21 protein-coding genes are annotated in these 24,152 nt (G+C 69.9%); 12 read left to right on the forward strand and 9 right to left on the reverse strand.

The genetic code is table 11. The annotated features are described in order from the left end of the window. The first annotated feature begins 12 nt into the window (after positions 1–12). The 4 genes from ABZ815_RS04340 to ABZ815_RS04355 all read left to right on the forward strand — a co-directional run bounded on the left by ABZ815_RS04340 (position 13) and on the right by ABZ815_RS04355 (position 3,179). The gene (locus ABZ815_RS04340) at positions 13–921 is read left to right on the forward strand and encodes a LysR substrate-binding domain-containing protein (RefSeq protein WP_357693824.1); all 909 of its coding nucleotides are present in this window, start codon (positions 13–15) and stop codon (positions 919–921) included. Positions 922–1,732: 811 nt separating this feature from the next. Beyond that, positions 1,733–1,876, forward strand: coding sequence for a hypothetical protein (locus ABZ815_RS04345; RefSeq protein WP_357693826.1), 144 nt, complete (start codon positions 1,733–1,735; stop codon positions 1,874–1,876). Between the two features lie 80 nt (positions 1,877–1,956). Further along, positions 1,957–2,133, forward strand: a complete 177-nt coding sequence (locus tag ABZ815_RS04350) for a LysR family transcriptional regulator (RefSeq protein ID WP_357693828.1) — start codon at positions 1,957–1,959, stop codon at positions 2,131–2,133. Continuing rightward, positions 2,130–3,179, forward strand: coding sequence for a LysR family substrate-binding domain-containing protein (locus ABZ815_RS04355; RefSeq protein WP_357693830.1), 1,050 nt, complete (start codon positions 2,130–2,132; stop codon positions 3,177–3,179). The genes ABZ815_RS04350 and ABZ815_RS04355 overlap by 4 nt, the downstream gene beginning before the upstream one ends. A gap of 161 nt (positions 3,180–3,340) precedes the next feature. Here the strand turns inward: ABZ815_RS04355 and ABZ815_RS04360 are convergent, their stop codons facing one another. Continuing rightward, a complete protein-coding gene (locus ABZ815_RS04360; RefSeq protein WP_357693832.1) occupies positions 3,341–4,771 on the reverse strand; it encodes a M20/M25/M40 family metallo-hydrolase in 1,431 nt (476 codons plus the stop codon). Positions 4,772–5,679: 908 nt separating this feature from the next. Between ABZ815_RS04360 and ABZ815_RS04365 the strand changes: the two genes are divergently transcribed. The 5 genes from ABZ815_RS04365 to ABZ815_RS04385 all read left to right on the forward strand — a co-directional run bounded on the left by ABZ815_RS04365 (position 5,680) and on the right by ABZ815_RS04385 (position 9,586). After that, the gene (locus ABZ815_RS04365; RefSeq protein WP_357693834.1) at positions 5,680–6,543 is read left to right on the forward strand and encodes a hypothetical protein; all 864 of its coding nucleotides are present in this window, start codon (positions 5,680–5,682) and stop codon (positions 6,541–6,543) included. A gap of 795 nt (positions 6,544–7,338) precedes the next feature. Further along, the gene (locus ABZ815_RS04370; RefSeq protein WP_357693836.1) at positions 7,339–7,578 is read left to right on the forward strand and encodes a hypothetical protein; all 240 of its coding nucleotides are present in this window, start codon (positions 7,339–7,341) and stop codon (positions 7,576–7,578) included. Between the two features lie 3 nt (positions 7,579–7,581). Then, the gene (locus tag ABZ815_RS04375) at positions 7,582–8,982 is read left to right on the forward strand and encodes a hypothetical protein (RefSeq protein WP_357693838.1); all 1,401 of its coding nucleotides are present in this window, start codon (positions 7,582–7,584) and stop codon (positions 8,980–8,982) included. After that, positions 8,979–9,248 carry a hypothetical protein gene (locus ABZ815_RS04380; RefSeq protein ID WP_357693840.1) on the forward strand — a complete coding sequence of 90 codons (270 nt, stop codon included), beginning with the start codon at positions 8,979–8,981 and terminating at the stop codon, positions 9,246–9,248. Before ABZ815_RS04375 ends, ABZ815_RS04380 begins: the two co-directional genes overlap by 4 nt. 125 nt (positions 9,249–9,373) lie before the next feature. Beyond that, positions 9,374–9,586, forward strand: coding sequence for an SseB family protein (locus ABZ815_RS04385; protein WP_357694641.1), 213 nt, complete (start codon positions 9,374–9,376; stop codon positions 9,584–9,586). A gap of 433 nt (positions 9,587–10,019) precedes the next feature. Here ABZ815_RS04385 and ABZ815_RS04390 read toward each other — a convergent pair whose 3' ends face one another. Together ABZ815_RS04390 and ABZ815_RS04395 are read right to left on the reverse strand one after the other, a co-directional pair. Beyond that, the gene (locus ABZ815_RS04390; RefSeq protein WP_357693842.1) at positions 10,020–11,153 is read right to left on the reverse strand and encodes an acyl-CoA dehydrogenase family protein; all 1,134 of its coding nucleotides are present in this window, start codon (positions 11,151–11,153) and stop codon (positions 10,020–10,022) included. Continuing rightward, positions 11,150–14,635 carry an indolepyruvate ferredoxin oxidoreductase family protein gene (locus ABZ815_RS04395; protein WP_357693844.1) on the reverse strand — a complete coding sequence of 1,162 codons (3,486 nt, stop codon included), beginning with the start codon at positions 14,633–14,635 and terminating at the stop codon, positions 11,150–11,152. The genes ABZ815_RS04390 and ABZ815_RS04395 overlap by 4 nt, the downstream gene beginning before the upstream one ends. Before the next feature lie 93 nt (positions 14,636–14,728). On the opposite strand from ABZ815_RS04395, the gene ABZ815_RS04400 reads away from it, so the two are divergent. Next, positions 14,729–15,175, forward strand: coding sequence for an Lrp/AsnC family transcriptional regulator (locus tag ABZ815_RS04400; protein ID WP_357693846.1), 447 nt, complete (start codon positions 14,729–14,731; stop codon positions 15,173–15,175). Between the two features lie 25 nt (positions 15,176–15,200). Here the strand turns inward: ABZ815_RS04400 and ABZ815_RS04405 are convergent, their stop codons facing one another. Together ABZ815_RS04405 and ABZ815_RS04410 are read right to left on the reverse strand one after the other, a co-directional pair. Continuing rightward, complete coding sequence (locus ABZ815_RS04405; RefSeq protein ID WP_357693848.1) at positions 15,201–15,662, reverse strand: GNAT family N-acetyltransferase; 462 nt, start codon at positions 15,660–15,662, stop codon at positions 15,201–15,203. Positions 15,663–15,734: 72 nt separating this feature from the next. Then, entirely contained in the window at positions 15,735–16,721 is a 987-nt protein-coding gene (locus ABZ815_RS04410; protein ID WP_357693850.1) for a polysaccharide deacetylase family protein, read from the reverse strand. A gap of 254 nt (positions 16,722–16,975) precedes the next feature. On the opposite strand from ABZ815_RS04410, the gene ABZ815_RS04415 reads away from it, so the two are divergent. Further along, a complete protein-coding gene (locus ABZ815_RS04415) occupies positions 16,976–18,247 on the forward strand; it encodes a C39 family peptidase (protein ID WP_357693852.1) in 1,272 nt (423 codons plus the stop codon). Here ABZ815_RS04415 and ABZ815_RS04420 read toward each other — a convergent pair whose 3' ends face one another. Continuing rightward, a complete protein-coding gene (locus ABZ815_RS04420; RefSeq protein ID WP_357693854.1) occupies positions 18,248–19,555 on the reverse strand; it encodes an FAD-binding oxidoreductase in 1,308 nt (435 codons plus the stop codon). It lies immediately after the preceding gene. A 202-nt stretch (positions 19,556–19,757) separates the two neighbouring features. Here ABZ815_RS04420 and ABZ815_RS04425 point away from each other — a divergent pair, with 202 nt between their 5' ends. Then, a complete protein-coding gene (locus tag ABZ815_RS04425; protein WP_357693856.1) occupies positions 19,758–20,642 on the forward strand; it encodes a sigma-70 family RNA polymerase sigma factor in 885 nt (294 codons plus the stop codon). 60 nt (positions 20,643–20,702) lie between these two features. On the opposite strand, the gene ABZ815_RS04430 is transcribed toward ABZ815_RS04425, so the two are convergent. From ABZ815_RS04430 to ABZ815_RS04440, 3 genes are read right to left on the reverse strand one after another with little or no spacing between them, the layout of a single operon-like run. Beyond that, positions 20,703–21,755 carry an amidohydrolase family protein gene (locus ABZ815_RS04430; RefSeq protein WP_357693858.1) on the reverse strand — a complete coding sequence of 351 codons (1,053 nt, stop codon included), beginning with the start codon at positions 21,753–21,755 and terminating at the stop codon, positions 20,703–20,705. A 2-nt stretch (positions 21,756–21,757) separates the two neighbouring features. After that, a complete protein-coding gene (melA, locus tag ABZ815_RS04435) occupies positions 21,758–23,050 on the reverse strand; it encodes an alpha-galactosidase (protein ID WP_357693860.1) in 1,293 nt (430 codons plus the stop codon). Positions 23,051–23,053: 3 nt separating this feature from the next. Then, on the reverse strand, positions 23,054–23,998 hold the full coding sequence (locus ABZ815_RS04440) for an alcohol dehydrogenase catalytic domain-containing protein (RefSeq protein WP_357693861.1): 945 nt from the start codon (positions 23,996–23,998) through the stop codon (positions 23,054–23,056). Positions 23,999–24,152: the final 154 nt, after the last annotated feature.

The following is a 24,152-nucleotide window of genomic DNA, read 5'->3' on the forward strand; positions in this document are numbered from 1 at the left end:
TGGGGGTTATTCATGGAGTTACGGGACATCGAGATCTTCCTGACGCTCGCCGAAGAGCTGCACTTCGGCCGCACCGCCGAACGGCTTCACGTGTCCCAGGCGCGTGTCAGCCAGGCGATCAGCAAGCAAGAACGACAGATCGGCGCGGCGCTGTTCGACCGCACCAGCCGGCGCGTGGCGCTGACCCCGATCGGTCGACGGCTCCGCGAGGATCTGCAGCAGGCCTACGACCTGCTGCGGGAGGGCCTGGCCCGCGCCCAGGCGGCAGGTCAGGGCACGGGCCGCACCCTCCGATTGGGCGTGTTCGGCCACGCCGGGCACGAGCTACAGCCTCTCGTGGACGCCTTCCGCGCCCGTCACCCCGGCGGCGACGTGCAGTTCAGCGAGGTCACCGGCGGCGACCCGTTCGCCGCGCTGCGGGCCGGGGAGGCCGACGGGCACGTGCTGTGGTTGCCCGTGGCCGAACCGGACCTCTCCGTCGGGCCCACCGTGCTCACCAGCGGCCGGGTGCTGGCAGTGGCCGAGGGCCATCCGCTCGCCGAACGCGGCAGCGCCTCCCTGGAGGATCTCGCCGACAACCACGTCATCGACCTCGGGCCTCGTGCACCTGACTACTGGGTCGCGTCAATGGTTCCGTTTCGTACGCCGCTCGGCCGTCGGGTCCCCCGGGGGCCCATCGCGCGTACCTTCCACGAGATCCTCGCTCTGGTCGCCGCCGGGCACTGCGTCCACCCGTTGGGCGAGATCGCCGCCCGCTACAACCGCCCTCCCGGCATCGTCTTCGTGCCCCTCACCGACGCTCCCGCTCTTCAGTTCGCCCTGATCTGGCCGTCCGGCATCGACAACCCGGCCATCCGGGCCCTGGCCCGGACCGCCGCCGACCTCGGTCCCATCGCGCTGGACGCTCCTCACGGTGCTTGACGCAGGAAGGTCACGGGCGCGGTCGCCGAGGTCGCTTCGACGGCCCTGCCGCGCCGTCGGCGGGACAAGGGCGACAGCGACCACGACCAGGCCGATCCCGACGAACTCGACGGCGGTCAGCACGGTACCGAAGAACAGCAGATCCAGCAGTGCGGTGACGGGTGGCACGCAGTAGAACAGGCTGGTCACCCGGGCGACTTCACCGGCCGCGACCATCAAGTACAACAATGCGGCTGCGCCGACCGAAACGACCACGATCATCCAGCCGAGCGCGAGGAAGAAGGCCGGATGGCTGGTCAGGTGCAGCCCACCCGTGCACGCCGTGATCACGGCGAACGCCGCCGAACTGATGGTGCATTGAATCGCCAGTGCCGCCCAGGTGCCCACGCCCACGGATCGGCCTTGGACGATGGTGGCGACGGTGATGGCCCCTAATGCGAGAAAGGCGAAAAGGAATCCCGAAAGCGTGCCGGTCTCACTGGCCCGGGACGTCGAACCGAAAGCCGGACCAACCGTCAGTATGACACCGAGGAGACCGATCAGCAGCCCCATCCGGAATCGGCGGTCATGACCCGGACGGGTGAGCAGCGTGGTGAAGATCGGCTGTGTCCCCAGCACGACGGCGATGATGCCGGCGGGTATTCCGGCGCCGACGGCGACGAAGAAGAAGCCTTGATAGGCCGTTTGCAGAAGCACTGCCACGAGAACGGTCCGCGTCCATTCCGGCCCGGTACGAGGCAACCTGTCGCGCACGAACAACCAGATGGTCCACGCCAACACCGCGGAACCAAGTGCGCGCAGAAGCAGGAAGGTGGGCACCGAGCTGTACGACAATCCCGTTTCGACGGCGACGGGCCCGCTCGCCCACATGAGCACAAAAGCAGCCGGAGCGAGAACAATGAATGATGAATTCTTTCGGGGCATCGAGAAAATCCTCGGCAAGAGAGACCGATGAATAGAGGTACTCGGGCAAAGGTAGCGAGGCACGTGGATATCCCGGAAATGCCGATTAGCGATGGGGTATGCTCCGTGGTTATGGGGCTGGACATCCGGCATCTGGAGACCTTCCTGGCAGCCGTCGAGGAGGGCAGCATCACCGCCGCAGCCCGTCGTCTGCGACTGGCGCAGCCCGCGGTCTCGCGCACCCTGGCCAGCTCGAAAGCCATGTCGGCGCGGCGCTGCTCGTGCGCTCCGCCCACGGTGTCGCCATGACCCCCGAAGGCGAAACCTTCCGGATCAAGGCCGCTGCCGCGATGGCCTCGTTCACCGAAGCCGTGGAGCGGCCCTTCGGCGGCGCGCGGCCGCTGCGCGTCGGGCACGCGTGGTCAGCCTTCGGCGATCACACCTCGGCCGTACTGCGCCGCTGGCGCACCTTGCGGCCGGAACAGCCGCTTGAGCTGTGCCGGCTGGACGATCCCTACGCGGGGATGGCGGGCGGCTGGATAGACATCAGCGTGCTGCGCGGCCCGCAGCCGCGGCCCGGATATCGCAGCGAGCTGCTCTACAGCGAGGAGCGGGTGGCGGCGGTCTCCGTGGAGCACCGTCTGGCCCGCCGTCACGAACTCCGGCTCGTTGAACTCGCCGGAGAAGGCCTGATCGTGCACCGCAACGGAGGCACGACGACACCCGAACTGTGGAACGCCGAGGCGCGGCCGAGCGTCGCCGCGGAGGTCGGCTCGGTCGATGACTGGCAGAGCAACATCGCCGCGAACAACGGTGTGGGCATCACCCCGGCATCGAGCACCCGCCTGCGTCCGCACGCCGAGATCGTCTACATTCCCCTGACCGACGCGCCCTCGGTGCCGGTGTTTCTCGCGTGGGCCCCCAATTCCCGACACCCCGCCCTGTCGGACTTCAGCCGGGTGGCACACGCCGTCGTACACGGCGCCCCCGAAGGGCTCACGGCTCATCACCGTCGACGGCACCGTCTTCCGCTGGCGCGTGCGCCACAAGCCGACCTACGACGAGGGCATGGCCTGGTCACCCCTCAGCTTCGCAGTCGAGCGAGCCGAGGAGCCGGGAGCCGTTCTCATGGTGTCACTCCCTACGCCCGTCCGGACAACTGGCTAGGAGAGCGAGCGATCGCGATCCGTCCTGCTCTCGTCGTCGAATGCATCCGGCGAGCCGTCGAACAAGGATGGAACTCGGGGCAACCAGGCACGGGATTCGCCCTCACCGTCACAAAGGACGAGCTGGCCACAGTCCTGGGCGAACCGCCTCAGCATCCGATCCGAGCTTCCCCTTTCTTTGGGACATGATTCCGCAAGGTGACGGCATCGAAGACTTCGCTCGACGCCTTGGCACCGTCGGCGTTGGCATCGTCCTCGTCGGAGACTGGTGAAGCTGACCCGGCTCCGCACGCCGAGCCGGACGGGGTGTCGGCCTGGATGCCGCCGTTCAGGCGTCATGACGGATCGGGTCAGGCATGCCCACCGGCGTGTGCGTGCGCGTCGAGGAGGTGCGCGACCGCTTCGGTCACCTGTACGGCGAACGGGATGTGCAGCCATTCGTCCGGCACGTGCACGTTCGAGTCCGCACCGAGCGCGCCCGTGACGACGAACTGCGCCTGCGGGTACCGCCTGCCGAGCATCTCCATGAAGGGGATCCCGCCGCCGATGCCCATGTTCTGGCACGGCTTCCCGAACACGCGATCACCGACCTGCCGCAACGCCGAGGCCAGCCATGGGGCCGGCGCCGGCGCGTGCCAGCCGTTCAGGACCATGAAGTCGCCGACCTCGACCTGCGCCCCGTACGGCACGTCGGTCGTGAGGATCTTCTCCAGCGCGGCCCGCGCCGCCTCGACATCGGCCGAGGGCGGCAGGCGGAAGCTCAGCCGGAAGGAGGTCCAGGGCCGCAGCACGGCGCCCGCCACCGCGGGGTCCGGGAGCCCGCCGGCGCCGGTCACGGACAGGGTCGGCCGCCAGGTGTTGTTGAGGACGAGCTCGACGTCATCGTCGGACACTCGCCTCATCTCCGGCAGCAGCGGCAACCGGGGCACGGCGACCTCCGGATGGAGCGCGACGAGCGCCGCCGCCTCCGCCCGCCGTTCCTCCGGGATGGGCACCACCATCTCGGCCACCTTGACCTCACCGGTCTCCGAGTCCTCCACCCGATCGAGCAGCCGACGCATGACACGGAACGAGCTCGGCACGATGCCGCTCCCGAGCCCGGAGTGGATGCCCGTCTCAAGGACGCGCACCGTGACGGTCGCCTGCACCGCGCCGCGCAGGCTGGACGTCAGCCACAGCCGCTCGTAGTCTCCGCCGCCCGCGTCCAGGCAGACCACCAGCGACACCTCGCCGAGCCGGTCGGCGAGATGCTCCAGGTACGCGGGCAGGTCCGGGCTGCCGGACTCCTCGCCAGTCTCCAGAAGCAGGACCGCCCGCGCGTGTTCGCCGCCTGCCCCGCGTACGGCCTCCAGCGCGGTCGTGGCGGCGTAGCCCGAGTACCCGTCGTCGGCGGCACCGCGGCCGTAGAGCCGGTCGTCGCGGATCACCGCCTGCCACGGGCCCAGGCCCTCCGACCAGTCACCCAGCGGCGGCTGCTTGTCGAGGTGCCCGTACAGCAGGACGGTCTCGGTCGCCGCCGCGCCCGGCGTCGCGGGCACGTCCACGAACAGGAGCGGGGCACGGCCGTCGAGCTGCACGACGTCGCACCGCGCGTCGGGCAGGCCCCGCGACGCCACCCAGCTCCGCACATGCTCGACGGCGGCCAGCAGATGACCGTGCTCCTCCCAGGCGGCGTCGTAGGCGGACGACACGGCCGGAATCTCGATCAACCCGGAGAGGCTGGGCAGCACGTCCGTCGCCCAGGCCTCACTGATCGATTCGCGAAGTTTCTGATGGTCCATGCGGTAATACTGGCGCAACCCCCGCGCCTCTCACGCACGGCGAGCGCGACGGCCCAGCCAGAAGCTGTCGGCCCCGTACTCCGTGATCGGCCGCCGCTCACCGGGGGCAGGCCGGACAGGACCTCTCCCTTGGAGAACAACTCGATCAGTTGGAACGCATGGGGCAACAGGCTCAATCACGAAGGCCGTTCCCCTCTGGGACGGCCTTGGCTGGCTGGGGATGGCGCCCATGTCAACGGATCGCAACTTCGTCGTTACTCACAGCTCATAAGATCGGCGTCATGGCAGACATCGTCATTTGGGCGAAGCCCTTCGAGCCGCAGAATCACAACCCAGACACGAAGGGGCGCAAGGGCCTCTGCGATTGGCATGAGATGACTTTGAGGCGGGGTCCGTGTCCGCACAGGCCGTACGCAAGCGTGAAGATCAGGCACGAGGAGGCGGACCGCGAGTTCACGCACTCGGCATGTATCGAGGCACTCAATGAGATCTCGCAGCGCTACGGCTTCCCCATCCCCCAGCAGTAAAGCGAGCGCCTGGAGAACAGCTGATGCCGTAGCCGTACTTGGCAGCTGCACAAGATCGCCAAGGCCACTTCCTGATCACTGGTAGTGGCGTTTGACCTCGAGTGGAGCCAAGGAGATACGAACTCCCGACATCTTGCCTGCAAAGACGAACACCGATCATGCCCGACCTGCGAAGACGCAGCTCACGGCACTGATCGCGTTCTCCGTGACCTCCCGCCGTTCCCCTGGCTTCCCGCCCTATCGGGCACACGACGGGCACGGCTTGAGAACCTCGCGCGGACGCGCACACCTTCGCCCGCCTGATCATCCCGCCTGCCGTCGATAAGCACTATTTGAGTGGTTCGGCGTGTGCCCTACATCGGTTGATGGCATCGTGGGCCCATGGGGAAGGATCTTGTCCGGGGCGCTGCTGTTGGGCTGGTGGTAGGCCTCGGGCTCGGGTATCCGGTGTCGCGGTTGTACGAGGACGACATAGAGACGTACACGGTCATGCCCTTGGTGGCTGTGGGCGTATTGCTGGTCGTTCCCGTCGGATGGCTGCTTGCCAGGATGCTGAGGATTGCGCATCCGATCCGCAGCGCGTTGCTAGCGCCCTTGTTGTTGTTGGTGTTGAAGAACGCGGCGGATCTGGCCGTGCCGAGCCCCCGTCCCCATCTGGCCTTGCTCGGATTCACCGTCCTGGCCATGGCGAGTTATGCGAGTGCCGCCGGATTGGCGAGTACGGCGTCGCTGATACCCCGGGTCATCACGGCCGTGGTCGTGTGCGCGTGCGTGATCACGACGACGACGATCCATCAACAACGAACGGAGGCTCGGAAACAGCAACTGCGCAAAGACTTGATCGCCTCTTACAACGAGTCCCTTCCCCTGGCGGTGCCTGACGTAGTCCCGGGACGCACACTGGTCAACGTATGGACCATCGCCGACGACGTCCTGGCGCTCGACTACGCCAAGGACCGACAGAGCGAGCCCGACGTATTCGTCCGTATCAGCAGCAGCGGGGATCCACGCAAGGCGTGTACGGCGTGGGAAAGGGGCTCTGAGTCCTGCGAGCGGCTGGCGGCGGATCGATGGCTGTCCAAGAAGGAGGCGAACGGCAGAATGGTGCTGTTCGCCAGGGTCGGGCGCCGGCTTGTTGAGGTCGACTCAACCACTCTGAGTCTCAACGAGACCCTTGCCGCAGGGAGCAAGCTGCGTGCGATCAGCGCGGAGTACCTCGTCGACTTCGAGCCTCCGCAGAGATGATCGTCAGTCAGCCCCCATACGCTAGGTCACCGGTCATGGCGGGAGATCGTATGCCGAGCGCCGTAGCCGAAGGAAGCAGGCGGCGGCGCGTCCATGGTTGGTGCGTTCGGTCGGTACGGCGCGGCAGGTGTGCGGCGGCCGGCCCGGTGTCCCGCCGCCGTCCGGGACCGGCCCCCAGGCCGCATGCCCGGCCGGCGGGCGGCAGAGGGCCGGGTACGGCGGCGCGGCGCGCCGCCGCTTGATCGAGGAGCGACGCATCGCGTGCGTCCGCCTCGGGCGCAATGTCCGCATCCCAGAGGCGGCCCTTGGGGCGTTCATTTCGGCGGGACTTGTCGAGCCGGTCACCGCGCGGCGTGGGAGCGCTGCGTGATGGCCGACGCCCCGGAGGAGAAGCCTCGCCGTTCGAGCAAGAGAAGGCCCGCCAAGCGGGCCGGCCGCAGCGTCGATGTTCTGCGTCGGGGCTATGCCAAGTGCATGGATGGTCAACAGGGCAGATGAATACCAAGCTCAACGACGTGTTGGACGGGTAGTCCTGATCAACCCGCTTTCGGCCCCGGCTTGACCGGGGGCTCATTTCTTGCGCGCTTCTTGCGGAGCCAGACATTCCCGCCGGTTTCGCCGTGCGGCTGGCCGTGGCTCAGCAAGCAAGGCCAGCCCTGTGGATGAGCCATGTCCGCTGCCCTGCCATATCACTGGACTGAGCAGGGTGTTCTAGATAGACCAATTCCGACACTTCGGTTGCCTGATGCTTCGAGTAATTGTGCAATTGTTGTCCGGCTTGCGAGGGAGTCGTGTATGACACGAGAGCAACTGGAGCAGGCGTTACGAGGCGCCGAGGCGCTGGCGGAGCAGGCGAGGGCTGATCTCGATGGCGCTGTGGCACTCATGTCGCAGAGTGTCTGGACGGGACCAGCTGCGGATCAGTTCGGCCAGGAACTGGCCGGGCAGCGTCAGGCCGTCACGGGGGCGTTCACTGCGGCGATCAGTGAGCTACGTATGCTCCTGGCCCGCACTCCGGCCGATGCACCACAGTAGGCCATGAGCGACTTAGAGGGCATGGTGCCTGACGGGGTCAGGGCTCTGATGGGGAGGCTGCGCCGGGCCGAGTCGTCGCTGGAGGCAGCAGCGGAGGAGTTGTGGGGGCTCCTGCTGGAAGCTGGGTTGTCGGTTACCCCCGCACATGCTGTACGGCAAGCAGCCGGGTGGGCAGGCCAGCAAGTCCCCGGGATCAATCAGCGCGTGCTGCTGTTGGAGCGGATGGAGCAGGTACGGCCGGACCTCTTCCAAGAGGGAAGGGCCATAACGGTCGACGCCGAGACCTTTGCCCCCGGTAAGCCGCTGCCGCTCATGGGTGATGTTGGGGACAGGTTGGGACAGATGTTCCAAAGCGCTCTCGACCTCAATCAGAACTCGGGCTTCTCGGCAGCGGAGATGGCCAAGGGTGCAGTGGAGGCCGTAGGTGGTCTGGTGGACATGGCCTCCACATATTCCACCGTCCGGCTTGTCGTGGATCCAGCGGGCTGGGCACAAGACCTTGAAGACCTGGGCAGCGGCCTGGCGCATGGAGTCCAACACCCGATCGAGTTGGGTAAGGCGCTGCTGGACTGGGACACGTGGGCCACCAACCCCGACAGGGCCTTCGGTCGGCTGGTGCCGGACATGCTCATGGCGGCGGCGTCGGCGGGTTCGAGTGGCGCGGCCTCGGGTGCTGTAAAGGGGGCCCGTGCAGTCGACCAAGCCTCCCGCGCTTTGGACAAAGTGGCTGGAGCGGGCAAGGCAGCAGCAAAGATCACCGCTGACGGAGGTTGGGAATGGAAGGGCCTGCGGCTCGAGCCTGAGGTCAACCGTCGAGTGACTGAGGTGTTCTCCGGATTACGGCAGGCCGAGCAGGACGTGTCGGCCAACATGCGGATGAACGCAGGGGAGTTGGGCGCGAAGATGGAAGGCTATCCGGAATTCGTACTGAAGAGTGAGGATCGTTTCAAAGAGAAGCTGGCCAAGCAGGTCGCCGAGCGCCCTGATCTGCCGCTGGACAAGCTGTTAGGAAACATCCCTGACGGCATCAGGTATACCTTCAGCCTTTCTGATGACCGCTACACCTCTGGGGTGACACGTGCGAGACAACTGCTGGAGCACCAAGGTTACGAGCTGATCCTGCAGAAGCCTTCCTGGAGCAACCCGGGAAGCTATAAGGGTATCAATACGAGGTGGCGGGATCCGAAGAGCGGCCAACTGTTCGAGGTGCAATTCCACACCCCCAGCAGCTGGCAGGCTAAGCAGTCGACACACGACGCTTATGAGAAGATTGAGGACCCGACGACTCCACCTGAAGAGATTACGCGCTGGGAAAGGTATCAGGAGGAGGTATTCTCCGCGGTTCCGGTGCCGCCAGGCGCACGCGACATCCCCTCCTTCACGAAGGTCAACCCACCTAGATGAACGAACATGTGCAGTACTACGCGATGGTCCTTCTGGACGGCCCCGACAGCCCGGAAAGCCCTGGCGGGCTCGCACGCCGACGCGTGCTGGAGAACGGCACCCAGGTCGACGAAGCCCTACACCGGGACCTCCAATGGCATCCAACACGCGAGATCAAGCACTGGGAAGTGGGCAATGCGGTCGGAGATCTTGTGGAAATCAGTCAGGCGCAGGCGGAGAAGGTGATCGCATCGTTCCAGCAGAAGTTCGGCCCAAAAGCCCCCTGACACTGGTGGAAGCAGCGAAGCGATTTGCCGACGGAAGGCTGGACAGCGTGGCCCTCCACGAGGTCTTCCGCCTCTCACCAGTGTTCTGCGAGGCTCCATCCGCACCCGGCTTCTTTGCCAGAGAAGTGACCGGCCGCAGCATCATCCCGATCTTCAGCTCACTCGCTGCTCTGGCCGGGTTCACCGAGCATCGGGCCTGGTTCCGCACGAAAGGGGACGATCTACTTACCCAGCTCCCCGGCAGATGCCACCTTCTACTCGACCCAGGCACTGACCACGCCCTCCATCTGCGTGCCGATGCCATCCAGCGGGTCGCGATACAGACTCAACGCCCATAAGGATTGGGATTACGGAGTCTGAGAGGAATGCCTCCGGCCGTACCGCCCTGATCCGGTCCATGGGAGACAGTGCCCGCTTTATTCCTATACGCGAAGATGGCAGCGAAATCCTCCTCTCAATTGAGAGTAGTCGCTTAACTCGACGTCATACCACGTCCAGGGTGTGGCCGCACGACCGGGAGCGCGTCGTACCGCTGCCCGATCGGACGGCAGAGGCCGTCCAGCGGCACGTCTCGGTCTACCGTCCGCTGGGCTGTTCCCTGCCCTGGGAGAGGCTGGATGGCAAGCCCCGCACCCACAACCTGCTCTTCCGCTGGACGGATGACCGCCACATCAGCTCCCGGACCTACAGCGGGACCATTTGAGCCTCGAACACAAGACAGCGAACCCTGCCTTCCAGGACCGGAAGGCAGGGGTTGTCGCAGGTCGGAGGCTACTTGGCCAACGAGCGGCTGATGACCAGGCGCTGGATCTGGTTCGTGCCCTCGAAGATCTGCATGATTTTGGCTTCGCGCATGTAGCGCTCCACCCGGAATTCCCTGGTGTAGCCGTAGCCGCCGAAGACCTGGACCGCGTCCGTCGTGACCTTCATGGCGGTGTCCGTGGCGACCAGTTTGGCCACGCTGGCCTGCCTGCTGTAGTCGAGGCCGGCGTCGCGGCGGCGGGCCGCGTCCAGGTACGTGGCCCGTGCGCTGTCCACGCCCGCCGCCATGTCGGCGAGCAGGAAGCCGAGGCCCTGGTGGTCGATGATGCGCTTGCCGAACGTCTGTCGTTCCTTGGCGTAGGCGACGGCCTCGTCCAGGGCGGCCTGGGCGAGGCCGACGGCGCAGGCGGCGATGCCGAGCCGGCCGGAGTCGAGGGCGCTGAAGGCGATCTGCAGGCCCTGGCCCTCCTCGCCGATCAGCCGGTCGCCGTCGATGACGGCGCCGTCCCAGTGGGCGCTGGTGGTGGGCACGGCGTGCAGGCCCATCTTCTCCTCGGGACGGCCGAACGTCAGGCCCTCGGCCGCGCCGGGCGCGACGAAGCAGGAGATGCGCTCGCCGGTACGGGCGAACAGGGCGTAGAAGTCGGCGATGCCGCCGTGGGTGATCCACGCCTTGTTGCCGGTGATGCGGTAGTCGCCGCTCTCGGTGCGCTCGGCGCGGCAGGTGAGCGCGCCGGCGTCCGAGCCCGCCTGCGGCTCCGACAGGCTGTAGCCGCCGACGATCCGTCCGGCCAGCATGTCGGGGAGCCAGCGTTCGCGCTGCTCGGCGGTGCCGTACGCGGCCACGGGGAAGCAGGCCAGCGTGTGCACGCTCGTCGCCACCGCGACCGCCGCCCAGCGTGCCGCCAGTTCCTCGATCACCTGGAGGTACACCTCGTACGGCTGCCCGCCGCCGCCGAACTCCTCGGGGTAGGGCAGGCCGAGCAGCCCGGCGGCGCCGAGCGTGGCGAACAGCCCCTCGGGGTACGTCTCCGCGCGCTCGTGCTCGTCGACCCGGCGCGCGAGCTCCTTGTCGGCGATGTCCCGGGTCAGCTCGATCAGGTCCTTGGCGTCCTGGTCGGGGAGCAGGCGGTCAACGGTCACGACGACTCCTTGGGTGCGGCTTCGGCGAGGCGGGCCAGGGCGGTCGCCGCCCGCTCACGGAACTCGGCGACGCGGGCGAGCTTGATGTCCTCGTACCCGCGGATCGACTCGGGAAGGCCGGCGATCTCGGCGACGGCGTCGATCGTGCCGGGGGTCAGCCGGGCGAGGGCGGCGCGCATGAGATCACGATATTCGGTGATCAGTTCCCGTTCGACCCGGCGGACCTCGGCCTGGCCGAACACGTCGAAGGCGGTCCCGCGCAGCACGCGTGCGGCACGCAGGCCGCGGAACAGCGTCGGCGCGCTGCGGCGCAGCCGGATCTTGCGCTTCATGCCCATCGCGCGCAGCAGCGGCGGGTGCAGCAGCACGGACACGACCGCGTCGGCGCCGTACTCGCGTTCGCGCCTGGCCTGCTCGTCGGGGTCGAGGTGCAGGCGGGCGACCTCGTACTCGTCCTTGTAGGCCATGAGCTTGTGCAGGGAGCGGGCGTAGGCGAGCCCGACGCGCGCGCCGGCCTCCTCCCCCGCACGCCCGGCCGCCTCGGCGATCACGCGCCTGACCTCGGTCTCGTACGTACGGGCGTAGGTCGCGTTCTGGTAGCCGGTCAGGTCCGTCACCCGCAGGGCCAGCGTCTCCTCCAGGCCGGGCGCGGGCCGCTCGGCGGGTTCGGCGAGCGCGGCCCGGCGTACCGCCTCGCGGTCGGCGACGGCGGCCCGGCCCCAGCGGAAGGCCGCGAGGTTCTGCTCGACGGCGGCCTTGTTGAGCCTGATCGCCGCCTCGACCGACGCGGCCGAGACGGGCAGGCAGCCGTGCTGGTACGCCGCCCCGACCAGCAGCATGTTGGCCGGCATGTGGTCGCCGAACAGCGCTTCGGCCAGCTCGTGGGCGTCGAGGTAGAGGTTGTCCCCACCCTCCGTGGCCGACTCCAGCCTGACCACGGCGTCGGCGGAGGAGCCGGGCAGGGCGACCCGTCCGGTGACCATGGCGGCGGTGGGCACGACCGAGGTGTTCACCACGGCGACCGTACGGCCGGGCGCGGCGACGGCGAGGTTGGCGTCGGCGGCGGCCCCGAGCAGGTCGAACCCGAGCAGCACGTCGGCCGTGCCGCGCGAGGCCCGCACCGAGCCGTCCACCGGCCGCTTGGCGATGCGCACGTCGCTGACGACCGGGCCGCCCTTCTGCGCGAGGCCGGTCTGCTCGATGCCGGCGGCGTGCAGGCCGTCGAGGTGGGCGGCCATCTGGAGGATCTGCGAGACCGTGACGACCCCGGTGCCGCCGATTCCGGGCATCCGGATCAGCGTCTCGGCGTCGCCGTCGAGCCTGACGACCGGATCGGGCAGCGGCACGGGCAGCGGCGGCAGTTCGCGCGGCGCCCTGGTGCCCGGCTCGACCAGCAGGAACGACGGGCAGTCGCCCTTGAGGCAGCTCAGGTCGGAGTTGCACGACGGCTGGTGGATGCGGGTCTTGCGGCCGTACTCGGTCTCGACGGGCTGGACGGACAGGCACGTGGAGACGTCGCCGCAGTCGCCGCAGCCCTCGCAGACGCGCTCGTTGACCACGACCTTCGCCGTCGGGGTGGGCAGCTTGCCGCGCTTGCGCAGCCGCCGTTCCTCGGCCGCGCACTTGTCGTCGTGCAGCAGGACGGTCACGCCGTCGAGCGCGGCCAGCTCCCGCTCGACGTCGGCGAGGTCGTCGCGGTGCCGCACCGACACGATCGGCCCGAGCCGCACCCCGCGGTACGTCTCCGGCTCGGGCGTGGTGATCACGATCCGGCGCACGCCCTCCTCGACCAGCGACCGCGTCAGCGCGGGCACGTCGAGCCGCCCTTCGGCGCGCTGGCCGCCGGTCATGGCGACGGCGTCGTTGTAGAGCAGTTTGTACGTCATCGTCACCCCGGCCGCCACCGCGGCCCGCACCGCCAGGGAGCCGGAGTGGTGGAAGGTGCCGTCGCCGAGGTTCTGCACGAAATGCCGGTCCCGGGTGAACGGCGCGAGCCCGATCCACTGGGCGCCCTCGCCGCCCATCTGGGTGATGCCGATCTGGGTGCCGCGGCCGTGCCCGTCGAGGGCGATCATGGCGTGGCAGCCGATGCCGACGCCGACCAGCGTGTCGTCGGCGGTGCGGGTGGAGGAGTTGTGCGGGCAGCCCGAGCAGAAGTACGGCGTGCGCGCCGCGACCACCGGCAGCAGGCGGCGCGCGGCGGACGGGGGCGGCGTCAGGCGGACGCTCCCGCGCGGGAGCCGGTCGGGGCCGAGGCAGCTCACCAGCGCCTTGGCGACGTCCTCGGCGCCCAGGGTGCCGCGGGCGGTCAGCAGGTCCCGGCCCGACACGACCGGCGCGCGCTCGCCGCCGTACAGGGCCTGCTTGAGGTGCCCTTCGAGGAACGGCACCTTGTCCTCGACCACCAGCACCCGGTCGAGGTCGGAGGTCATGGCGGCCAGGTCGGCCGCGGCCAGCGGGAACGGCATGCCGAGCCGGATCAGGCGCAGGCCGAGGTCCTCGGTGGCGCTCTCGTCCAGGCCGAGGTCGGCCAGGGCGCGCAGGACCACCGCGTACGTGGTGCCGGAGGCCAGGATGCCCAGCGTGGCGCGGGGCGCGTCGCGCATGACGCGGTTGAGCCCGTTCACGCGCGCGTAGTCGCGGGCCAGCTCCAGCCTGCGGGTGAGCAGGTCGTACTCGGCGTCCAGGGCGGACGGGCCGACCAGGATCGGCGACTTGCCGCGGTCGGCGTGGTCGGGGAAGGGGATGCCGTCACGCAGCGCGCCCAGGTCGACGGTGGCCGAGGCGTCGGCGATGTCGGCGACGATCTTCAGGCCCGTCCAGAGGCCGGTGGCGCGGGAGAGGGCGACCGCGTGCAGGCCGAACTCGATGATCTCGGCGACCGAGCCGGGCGCGAGCAGCGGCATCGACAGGCTCTGGCACATCGGCTCGCACGAGCTGGGCACCGTGGAGGACTTGCAGCCGGGGTCGTCGCCGATCCAGGCCACCGCGCCGCCGAGCGCGGCGGTGCCGGCCATGTTGCCATGCCTGATGGCGTCGGCGGCGCGGTCGAGGCCGGGGTTCTTGCCGTACCAGAAGGCGGTGACGCCGTCGTGGCTGCGGCCGGGGACCTGGCCGAGGAGCTGCGTGCCGGCCACGGCCGTCGCGGCCAGCTCCTCGTTGAGGCCCGGACGGAAGACGACGCCGGCCTCGTCCAGGAACCGGGCGGCGCGGGCCATCTCCAGATCGACGCCGCCCAGCGGGGAGCCCTGGTAGCCGGAGACGAAGGCCCTGGTGTCCAGGCCGCGTTCCCGGTCCAGGCGCCGCTGTTCGAGGGTCAGCCGGACGAGGGCCTGGATGCCGGAGATCAGCACCCGGCCGTCGGGCGCGGCGTACTTGTCGTCGAGCGACACGGTCGCGCTGTTCACGCTCACGCGAACCTCCTGGCGGGCAATGCGTATGTGGGGTTCCCCAGCACAGCAACGGAGAGCTACTGTGCGCAAGTATCAGACGCGAAACCACGAAGAAGACGCAAATAATGTGAGCTGGGCGATTCTGACACAGAAGATCTTTGCGTCACCAGGGAGGATTCTCACATGCCGGACATCGACGACATCGACCACCACGTGCTCCGGCTGCTGCGCGAGGACGGCAGGCGGACCTTCTCCGAGATGGCCGAGCAGGTCGGTCTGTCGGTGGCGGCGGTCAAGCGGCGGGTCGACCGGCTCAGGGAGATCGGGGTGATCACGGGGTTCACCGTCCAGATCGACTACGCCAAGCTCGGATGGGGCATCGAGGCGTTCACCGAGCTGCGGTACCCGGGCACCACGCCGGTGGCCGAGATCGTCCGCACGGCGACCGACGTGCCGGAGGTGCAGGCCGTCTTCACCATCGCCGGCGACCCCGACGCCCTCATCCACGTACGGGTACGGGACCTGGGACACCTCCAGCTGGTCATCGACCGGCTGCGCAGAGCCGGCAACGTCACGGGCACCAAGTCCCTGCTGGTCCTGGGCTCCTGGACCCGCGACGCCCTCACCTGACCCTACCCGGCGAGGCACGGGCCGGTCAGTTCACCCGCCAGGCGTACTCGTACTCGGGCAGCTCGAACCCCTGCTCGAAACGGCACATCCGCTCGTCGGTGCGGCGTGCGCCGTGTCGTTCGTAGAAGGCGACGGCCCGCGTGTTCGCGCTCAGCACCTCCAGGTAGACCTCCCGGCCGGGGTGCTCGTCCGCCACCCAGGCCAGGCCGCGGCCCAGCAGCCGCGACCCGGCGCCCGAGCCCGTGCTCCCCGGCCGCACGTGCAGGTTGTCGAGCAGGACGCGGCCGTCCGGGGCCGGGAGCAGGTAGACGAACCCGAGCAGTTCCCCGTCGTCGTCATGGCCGACGAACAGGCCCGCCCCCGGCACCGGCGCGTCCAGCCGTTCCCGCCAGAGGGCCAGCCGGTCGTCGTCCAGGGGGCCGTTCAGGAAGGCGTCGGGCATGATGCCCGCGTAGGCCGTACGCCAGCTCTCCACGTGCAACGCCACGATCGGGGAAATGTCGTCAATTGTCCCGTTCCTTATCAGCATGGCGGAGAGCATTCCATACCGGGACCGCCCTCACCCCACCCGGCAGGACACCGAGGGCCAGGTCCAGTTGCCGTTGTGCTGGACGGTGAACCCGAAGGTGTTCCCGCTGCCGTTCGGCCGCATCGTCATGACGTTGCCCGTGCCGTCCCAGGTCGGGGTGCCGTTCCAGGTGGCGATGATCTTCTGCGGGCTGCGCACGGTCACGGTGACGATCCAGGAGTTCGTGCCGGAGACCGTGACCGACAGGTTGAACCGGTCGCTCCACTGCTGGCCCGCAGAGACGGTCGCCGTGCAGGTGCCGCCGCCGGGCGGCGGGGACGAGGGCGGCGTGGTCGGGCCGGTCCCGTCGGGCGCGACGGCCCGGCCGGTCGCCGGCGAGATCATGCCCGCGCACATGTTGCGGGCACGCAGGTTCGCGGCGATCTGCGGGACGGCGGCGATCGTCGTCGCGTAGTTGTCGTGCATGAGGATGACCTGGCCGTTCTGCAACCGGCCCGCCGCCTGGACGATCTGGGCGGTGCTCGCGCCGTTCCAGTCCTGGGAGTCGACGTCCCAGATGACCTCGGTCAGGCCGAGTTGCTGCTCGACCGACCGGAGGGTGGCGTTGGTCTCCCCGTACGGCGGCCGGAACAGCTTCGGCGCGGCGTCCGTGGCCTGCTGGATCGCCTGCTGGGTGCGTTGCAGCTCGGACTGGATCTGGGCGGCGCCCAGCTGGGTCAGGTGCGGGTGGGTCCAGCTGTGGTTGCCGATCCACATGCCCGCGTTCTGCTGGGCCCGGACCAGGGCCTGGTTGTTCTGGGCGTTCTGACCGACGTTGAACATCGTGGCCCGCAGGCCGTTGGAGGTCAGCGCGTTGAGCAGGTTGGAGGTGGTGGCGGGGTTGGGGCCGTCGTCGTAGGTGAGGCCGACGTAGCCGCCGCTGCAGTCGGCGGCTTTCGAGGGGGTGGTGGTCCAGGTCAGCACGAGGCCCGCGGCGAGCGTGCACGCGGCGCCCAGGACGAGCAACTTCCGGATCATGGTCTGCCTCCAAAGCGGCCGGGCGGAGGGGGAAGCTCGATGGCGAGTGTGATGACCATCCCGAAACATGTCAATCCATCACAGAAACTTTCGCCCACGCCCTCCGATGACCAGCGAGAAGAGCTGCGCGAACCGGCCGAGAAAGTTTCGCCGGGCGGAAAGCTTCATGACCCATACGTAGATTTCCCGATGCTTTGCCCGCCCGATGTGCCTACTGTCGGCCCCATCCGAAGCCTTCCGAGCAAGGTGGGTTCATGCGCGTGCTGACTGTGTTCCTGTCCGGACTCCTGCTGGCCACCACCCTCCAACCTCCCGCCGCCGCCGTCGCCACCGCCGCCGCCGCCGAGCAGAAGCCGGGGCCGCTCGTCCCCGACGTCGTCTACCAGCGGGCCGACTTCGCCGCGGGCGCCGACGAGGGCACGTCCCCCGGGGACGGGCTGTCGTTCGCCGCGGCCGCCGGCACCACCTCCTACACCGACGCCCTGGGCACCAAGAGCTGGGAGTACGCCCGCTGGACCGGCCCCGAGCGCACGGTCGGCTTCCCCGCCACCGAGCTGATCGCCTCCTGGACCGCCGACGTGCCCCAGGGCAGCTGGGTGCAGGTCGAGGCCAGGGCCAGGAACACCGCCGGCCTGACCAAGTGGTACGTCCTGGGCCGCTGGTCCTACGCCGAGGGCGACATCCTGCGCACCTCCGTGGCCGGCCAGGGCGACGCGGACGCGTCCGTCGCCGTGGACACGCTGGTGGCGGCGGCCGGGCGGCAGCTGTCGGCGTACCAGCTGCGCCTGACCCTGTACCGGACGCCGGGCTCGACCGTGACGCCCCGGGTGCGCACGCTCGGCGCGATGGCCTCGAACGTGCCGGACCGCAAGACCGTCCCGGTCAGCCCTGGCGGCGGCGCGTGGGGCGTCGAGCTGAACGTGCCGCGCCGCTCCCAGAACGTGCACGCCGGCCACTACCCCGAATGGGACGGCGGCGGCGAGGCGTGGTGCAGCCCGACCTCGACCACGATGGTGCTCGGCTACTGGGACAAGTGGCCGAGCGCGCAGGACACCTCCTGGGTGGACCCGTCCGACCCGAACCCCGAGGTGGACCACGCGGCCCGCTACACCTACGACCACGCCTACCAGGGCGCGGGCAACTGGCCGTTCAACACCGCCTACGCCGGCCGGTACGGCCTGGACGGCTTCGTCACCCGCCTGCGCACCCTGACCGAGCTGGAACGGCTGATCAAGGCGGGCATCCCCGTGATCACCTCGCAGTCGTTCAAGAGGGGCGAGCTGCCCGGCGCCGGGTACGGCACCGACGGCCACCTCATGGTGGTCGTCGGCTTCACCGCGACGGGCGACGTGATCGCCAACGACCCGGCCTCGTCCGGCAACGACGCCGTCCGCCACGTCTATCCCCGCGCCGCCTTCGAGAACGTGTGGCTGCGCAGTTCGAGCAGCGGCGGCGTCGCCTACGTCATCCGGCCGCCCGGCCACGCCCTGCCCGCCACGACGCCGGGGCTGCCCGCGAACTGGTGATCAGTCCAGGACCGGGTAGTTGGCGCGGAACACGCCGTGCGGGTCGCGCGAGCGCTTGATCTCGCGCAGCCGGGCGAGCGCGGGCTCGGGGAACGCCTGCGCCGCCCGCTCGCCCGGCGCCAGGAACGTGTACGGCTTGCGCCCGCTGACCCGGTCCCCCAGGGCGGCGGCGATCGCGTCCTGCTTGGCCCGTACGGCCTGGGTGAGCTGGGGGGTGGCGCCGGGCCCGAGCAGGTAGAGCAGGTACGGCTCGGCCAGCGCTCCCCCGGCGCCGCCTCCCGGCCGGGTCAGCGCGCCGCCCAGGTGCCTGATCTGCATGCTGATCAGCGGCTCGACCGGCTCGGCCGTCAGGATCTCCACGGTGTCGTCGTCCAGCCCGGTCAGCAGCTCCGTACGGGACAGCGCGGGCGCCGGGTCGGTCGGCTCGGCGGTGATCGTGCCGAGGTCGGCCGTGGCCATGGCGGCCCGCGTGTCGGCCAGCACGCCGTCGATCTTGGCCAGGCGGCCCAGCAGGTCCTCGGCCTCGGCCGCCTCGCCCAGGTGGGCCAGGTCCACGGTCACCATCGGGGGCGCCTTGGGGAACTGCACCCGGTTCAGCCACAGCGACAACTCGGGCGGCGCGTCGGCGGTCAGCTCCCGGAAGGCCGCGAACACCTCGGCCTCCTTCTGGCCGGGCCACATGAGACGGCCGCCGTACAGGGCGCGTTCGGCGTACAGGTCGAACTCGACGGCGGTGACCAGCGCGAAGTCGCCGCCGCCACCCCGCAGCGCCCAGAACAGGTCGGGGTCGCTCTCCTCGGTCACCCGCGCGGGCCTGCCCTCGGCGTCCACGACGTCGAAGGCGCGCACGCTGTCGGCCGCCCAGCCGTACCTGCGGGCGAACCAGCCCAGGCCGCCGCCGAGGGTGTAGCCGGTGACCGTCACGGTGGGGTTGCTGCCGGCGAGCCCGGTCAGGCCGTGCCTGCCCGCCTCGGCCTGCACGGCGCCCCAGTTCACGCCCGCGCCGGCGCGGGCGCGCCGCTCGCCCGGGTGGATCTCCAACTCGTCCAGCCGGTTGGTGCGCAGCAGGATCACGCCTTCGCAGGCGCCGCTCGCGCCGTGCCCGCGCGGCTGCGGGGAGACGGTCAGCCCCTCCTGGCGCGCATGGCGGACCAGGGCGGCCACGTCGCCGGCGTCGGCCGCCTCGACCACGGCGGCCACCGGCTGGGCCACCGTCAGGTTCCACGCCCTGGCGGCCTCCTCGAAGCCCTCGTCGCCAGGCAGCCACACCCGCCCGTCGACCACGGTGCGCAGGTTGTCGTACGTCATTCGGTCACTCCTTCATGAAGACTCACCACCTTGACGACGGGGGCCCGGAAAAGGTGACCGCCGATCAGAAGAAGCACGATCGTCCCCAGGACATGCCCGCGGGCCTTCACCACCCCCGGACGGGCCTTAGGATTCCGCCATGGTCGCCCCCCGTCGTCGCCCAGCCGCCTGTATGACGACCCGGCGCGACGAAAGGTGACCGATGAACGCGCAAGCCCACCTGGCCGAGCACTTCGACCTGACCAGGAGCCATCTGCGGGCGGTGGCGCACCGCATGCTCGGCTCGGCCGACGAGGCCGACGACGCCGTGCAGGAGACCTGGCTGCGCGCCGCCCGCGCCGGCACGGACGGGGTCGCGAACGTGCCCGGCTGGCTGACCACGATCGTCGGCCGGGTCTGCCTCGACATGTTGCGCGCCCGCGGGCGCAGGGACGAGCACCTCGTCGAGGCGGAGCGGTTCGACCAGGTGAGCGTCCATGACGGCGATCCGGCCGACGCGGCGGTGCTGGCCGACTCGGTCGGGCTCGCCCTGCTCGTGGTCCTGGACACGCTGAGCCCGGCCGAGCGGGTCGCGTTCGTGCTGCACGACCTGTTCGCGGTGCCGTTCGGGGAGATCGCGGAGATCGTCGCGCGCACGCCCGCCACGGCCAAGAAGCTGGCCAGCCGGGCGCGGCAGCGGGTGCACGGCACGCCCGTGCTGCCCGCCCCCGACCACGCCAGGCAGCGCAGGCTCGTGGCCGCCTTCCTCGCCGCGGCCCGCGCCGGCGACCTGAACGCCCTGCTCGCGGTGCTCGACCCCGACGTGCTGCACCGGTCGGACCTGCCGGGCTCGGGCGGCGAGCGGCGCGGGGCCCGTCCGGTGGCGCAGGGCACGCTCACCGACGCCGGCGGCGCGCGTTTCGCCGACCTCGTGCTCATCGACGGCACGCCGGGCATCGGCGTCCTGCGCGGCGGCAGGCTGTTCCTGGTGCTGCGGGTCACGACGGACGGCGAGCGCATCACCGAGATCGACATCGTCTCCGACCCCGCCCGCCTGGCCGCCCTGGACGTCGCACTCGACGAGGAGGCACCGCCCCCGGCGGCCTGAGGCGGCCGGGCCGGTCACTGAAGAGCACGTTCACCTGGGTGTTGGCCGCCGGGACCGCCGTCATGCCAGCCTCGGCACCAGCCGCAGCGCGTTGCGCGCGTACACCTGCTCCAGGACGTCGTCGGGCAGGTCGAGCCCGGAGATCGTCCACCGGCCCATCAGCGGCGGGTCGTCGAGGGAGTGGGCGAACGCCTCGTCGTCGGTCTCCATGAACCGGAAGTGGATGCGGTAGACGTCCCGGTGCGGCGGGATCTCGTCGGTGCCGAACAGCACCCGTCCGGGGTGGCGGAGCATCAGCGCCCGCGTGGCGCGCGGCTGACGCCCCAGCTCGGCGACGCGCGCCGCGATGTCGATGTGGAAGTTCGGGTACGCGTCCAGCATCCGCCCGGCGAACCCGAGGTTCTCCGGCCAGCACCCGGCGTGCACCCCGATCACGGTCGTGGCCGGATGGCGGGCGACCATCGACTCCATGGCCTCCATGAGCCGCTCGAACGAGGGGAACCCGGGCCCGGAGAAGTTCCAGTCGGGCCGGGCGGCCAGCAGTTCGAGGCGTTCGTTGCGCTCGTCCATGGGCTCGAAGAAGGCGACCGGGTCGGCGGTGTGCAGGGCGATCGGGACGCCGGCCTCCCCCACGGCGGCCCACAGCGGGTCCAGCCGGGGGTCGTCGAGCATGACCAGCTCGCCCTTGTGGTCGCGCACCCGCAGGCCGACGTCCTTCCACACCTTCAGCCCGGCCGCGCCCTCGGCCACCGAGCGGCGCAGCTGCGCGGCCAGCCGCTCGCCGAACCCCGGTACGGCGGTCTCGGACCAGTCGACGTGGCAGAACGTGGCGAAACGGCCCGGATGGGCGGCGTCGTAGCGTTCGATGTTCTCGGCCAGCTCCCGGCCCCAGCGGCCGTCGAGGTTGACCATGCCGCGCAGGTTCAGCTCGTCCATCATGCCGATCAGGGCGGGGACGTCCTCGACCATCCAGCCGCCGTCCTCGGTCAGCCAGCGTCCTAGGTGGATGTGGACGTCCACGACGGGCAGCCGGGCACGGTCCACCTCGTGGACGGCCACCCGCAGCTGGGACACCGGCCGGTAGCGGGACAACGGCAGGCCGGCATCGCACATGGTCACTTCCTGATGCCTTCGGGCAGCAGCTCGCCGTGGGCCTCGATGAGGGCGTCCACCAGCTCGCGGACCTTGCGGACCGGGAGGGTGGCCGCGGTGTTGGGGTCGAGCAGCGCGGCCTGGTAGACGTGGTCGCGCCGCCCCTCCAGGGCCGCCTTGACGGTCAGCTCGCCGACGCTGAGGAAGGCCCGGTTGAGCGCGGCGACCTGGGCGGGCAGCTCGCCGACGAGCACCGGCTGCACGCCGGACCGGTCGACGTGGCAGGGCACCTCGACGGTGGCCTCGGGCTGCAGGTTGGAGATCAGGCCGCCGTTGCGCACGTTGCCGTGGATCATCCTGCGGGTGCCGGTCTCCATCGAGTGGATGGCCAGCGAGGCCAGCTCCTCGCCGCGCTCGATCGGCACGCCGTGGCCGGCCGCCAGCGAGCCCTTGTACTGCTCGTACTCCTCGTACCCGTCGGCCAGCCACTCCAGGTAGACGTTGATCGGGATGCGGTACCGCTCGACCTCCTCGGCGTGCGGCAGGAACCACGACAGGTACTCCGAGCCGTGCTCGGAGGACTCGGTCGGGAAGTAGCCGAAGTTGCGGTAGACCTCCACGCGCACCCGCCGCCGCAGCTCGGGGTCCTGGTCGATCAGCTCGTCGAGCCGCCGGTAGAGGTTCTCGCCGTTGTGCTCGAAGCGCAGCACGAACGCCTGGTGGTTGACGCCCGCGGTGAGGAAGGAGATCTCCTCCTCCGGTACGCCGACCATGGCGGCCAGCGTCCTCTGGGTGTCGCGGGCGGCGTGGCAGACGCCGACGACGTTCTTGAACGGGGTGCCGGCGTAGACCGACCACGGGATCATCGACATCGGGTTGGTGTAGGTGAACAGCATCGAGTCGGGGGCCAGCTCGGCCAGGTCGTCGCCGATGCCGACCATGACGGGGATCGTGCGCAGGGCGCGGAAGATGCCGCCGATGCCCAGGGTGTCGCCGATCGTCTGGCGCACGCCGTACGCGGCGGGGATCTCCAGGTCGCGCCTGACCGCCTCCAGGCCGCCCACGGCGATCTCGTTGATCACGTAGTCGGCGCCCTCGACGGCGGCCCTGCGGTCGGCGTACGCCTCGATCCTGGCGCCGATGCCCAGCTCGGTCACCATCCAGCGGGCCATCGCCTCGGCGGTGTCGAGCCGGGCCTGGTCGATGTCGTGGAGCACGATCGTGGACTCGGACAGTTCTGGAAATGTCAGGATGTCTGAGAGCAGGTTCTTGGCGAACGTGATGCTGCCGGCGCCCACCAGGACGATGCGGGCCATGGGTTACCTCGATTCCGGGGTCAGCAGAGCTTTGACAGGGGTGGCCTGGCCGTTCATCAGCCGGGTGAAGACCTCGGCGCCCTCTTCGAGGGGGAAGGTCCGGACCCAGCTCAGGTCCCAGCCGGCGACCAGGTCCACGGCCGCGGCGAAGTCGGCCGCGTCGTAGGCGAACGAACCCAGCACGCGCTTCTCGCCGCGTACCAGGTCGGCGGCGTCGTAGCCGGCCACGTGGTCGGCCAGGCCCAGCCAGACGGCCACGCCGCCGGGGCGCAGCCGGGACAGGGACTGCTCGTGGGTCGAGGCGGCGCCGACCGCGTCGAAGACGACGTCGTACTCGCCGGTCAGCTCGGCGCCGGCCGCCACGCCGCCGAGCCCGGCGGCCACGGCCAGCCGCTCGGGCGAGCGGTCGGCCACCTCCACACTGGCCGCGCCGCCGGACAGGGCGGCCAGCAGGCAGGTCACCCCGATGGCCCCGGCCCCGATCACGCCCACGCGCGCCCCGGCCGGCCGTCCGGCCAGCCCCCAGGCGTGCACGGCGTTCGCGGCCGGCTCCACCACGCCCGCCGCGCTCCACCCGAGCCCGTCGGGCAGCGGCACCACGGCGGCGGCCGGCACCGCGACGCGCTCGGCGAAGGCGCCCGGCCGGTGCACGCCGATGATCTGCCGCTTCCTGCACACGTTGGGCCGGCCGATCAGGCACACGTCGCAGGCGCCGCACGACAGGATCGGGTTGACCGTCACCGGCCGCCCGTCGTCGGTGCGCCCGGCGAACTCGTGCCCCATGACCAGCGGCGGCACCCGGAACCCGGGGGTCCTCACCCCGTGCAGCTCGCTGCCGCAGATGCCGGAGGCGATCACGTGCACCAGCACCTCGTCCGGCCCGGCCACGGGCTCGGGCACGTCCTGCGGCTCCACGACGCCGGGCGCGGTGAAGACGAGAGCCCTCACGAGAGCGGGCCGGCGGTCGAATGCGTGTGTTCCATTGAGATCCGTCCTGTTGCGTTCCGCTATAAGGAATGTCATTCCGAACTTGCGCTAGAAGACCATTGGGGTGGAGAACGTGTCAAGAGGCAGGGACGAACTCACCCAGGAGGGCCACACC

This window comes from Nonomuraea sp. NPDC047529, assembly GCF_040642995.1.
Taxonomy (GTDB): domain Bacteria; phylum Actinomycetota; class Actinomycetes; order Streptosporangiales; family Streptosporangiaceae; genus Nonomuraea.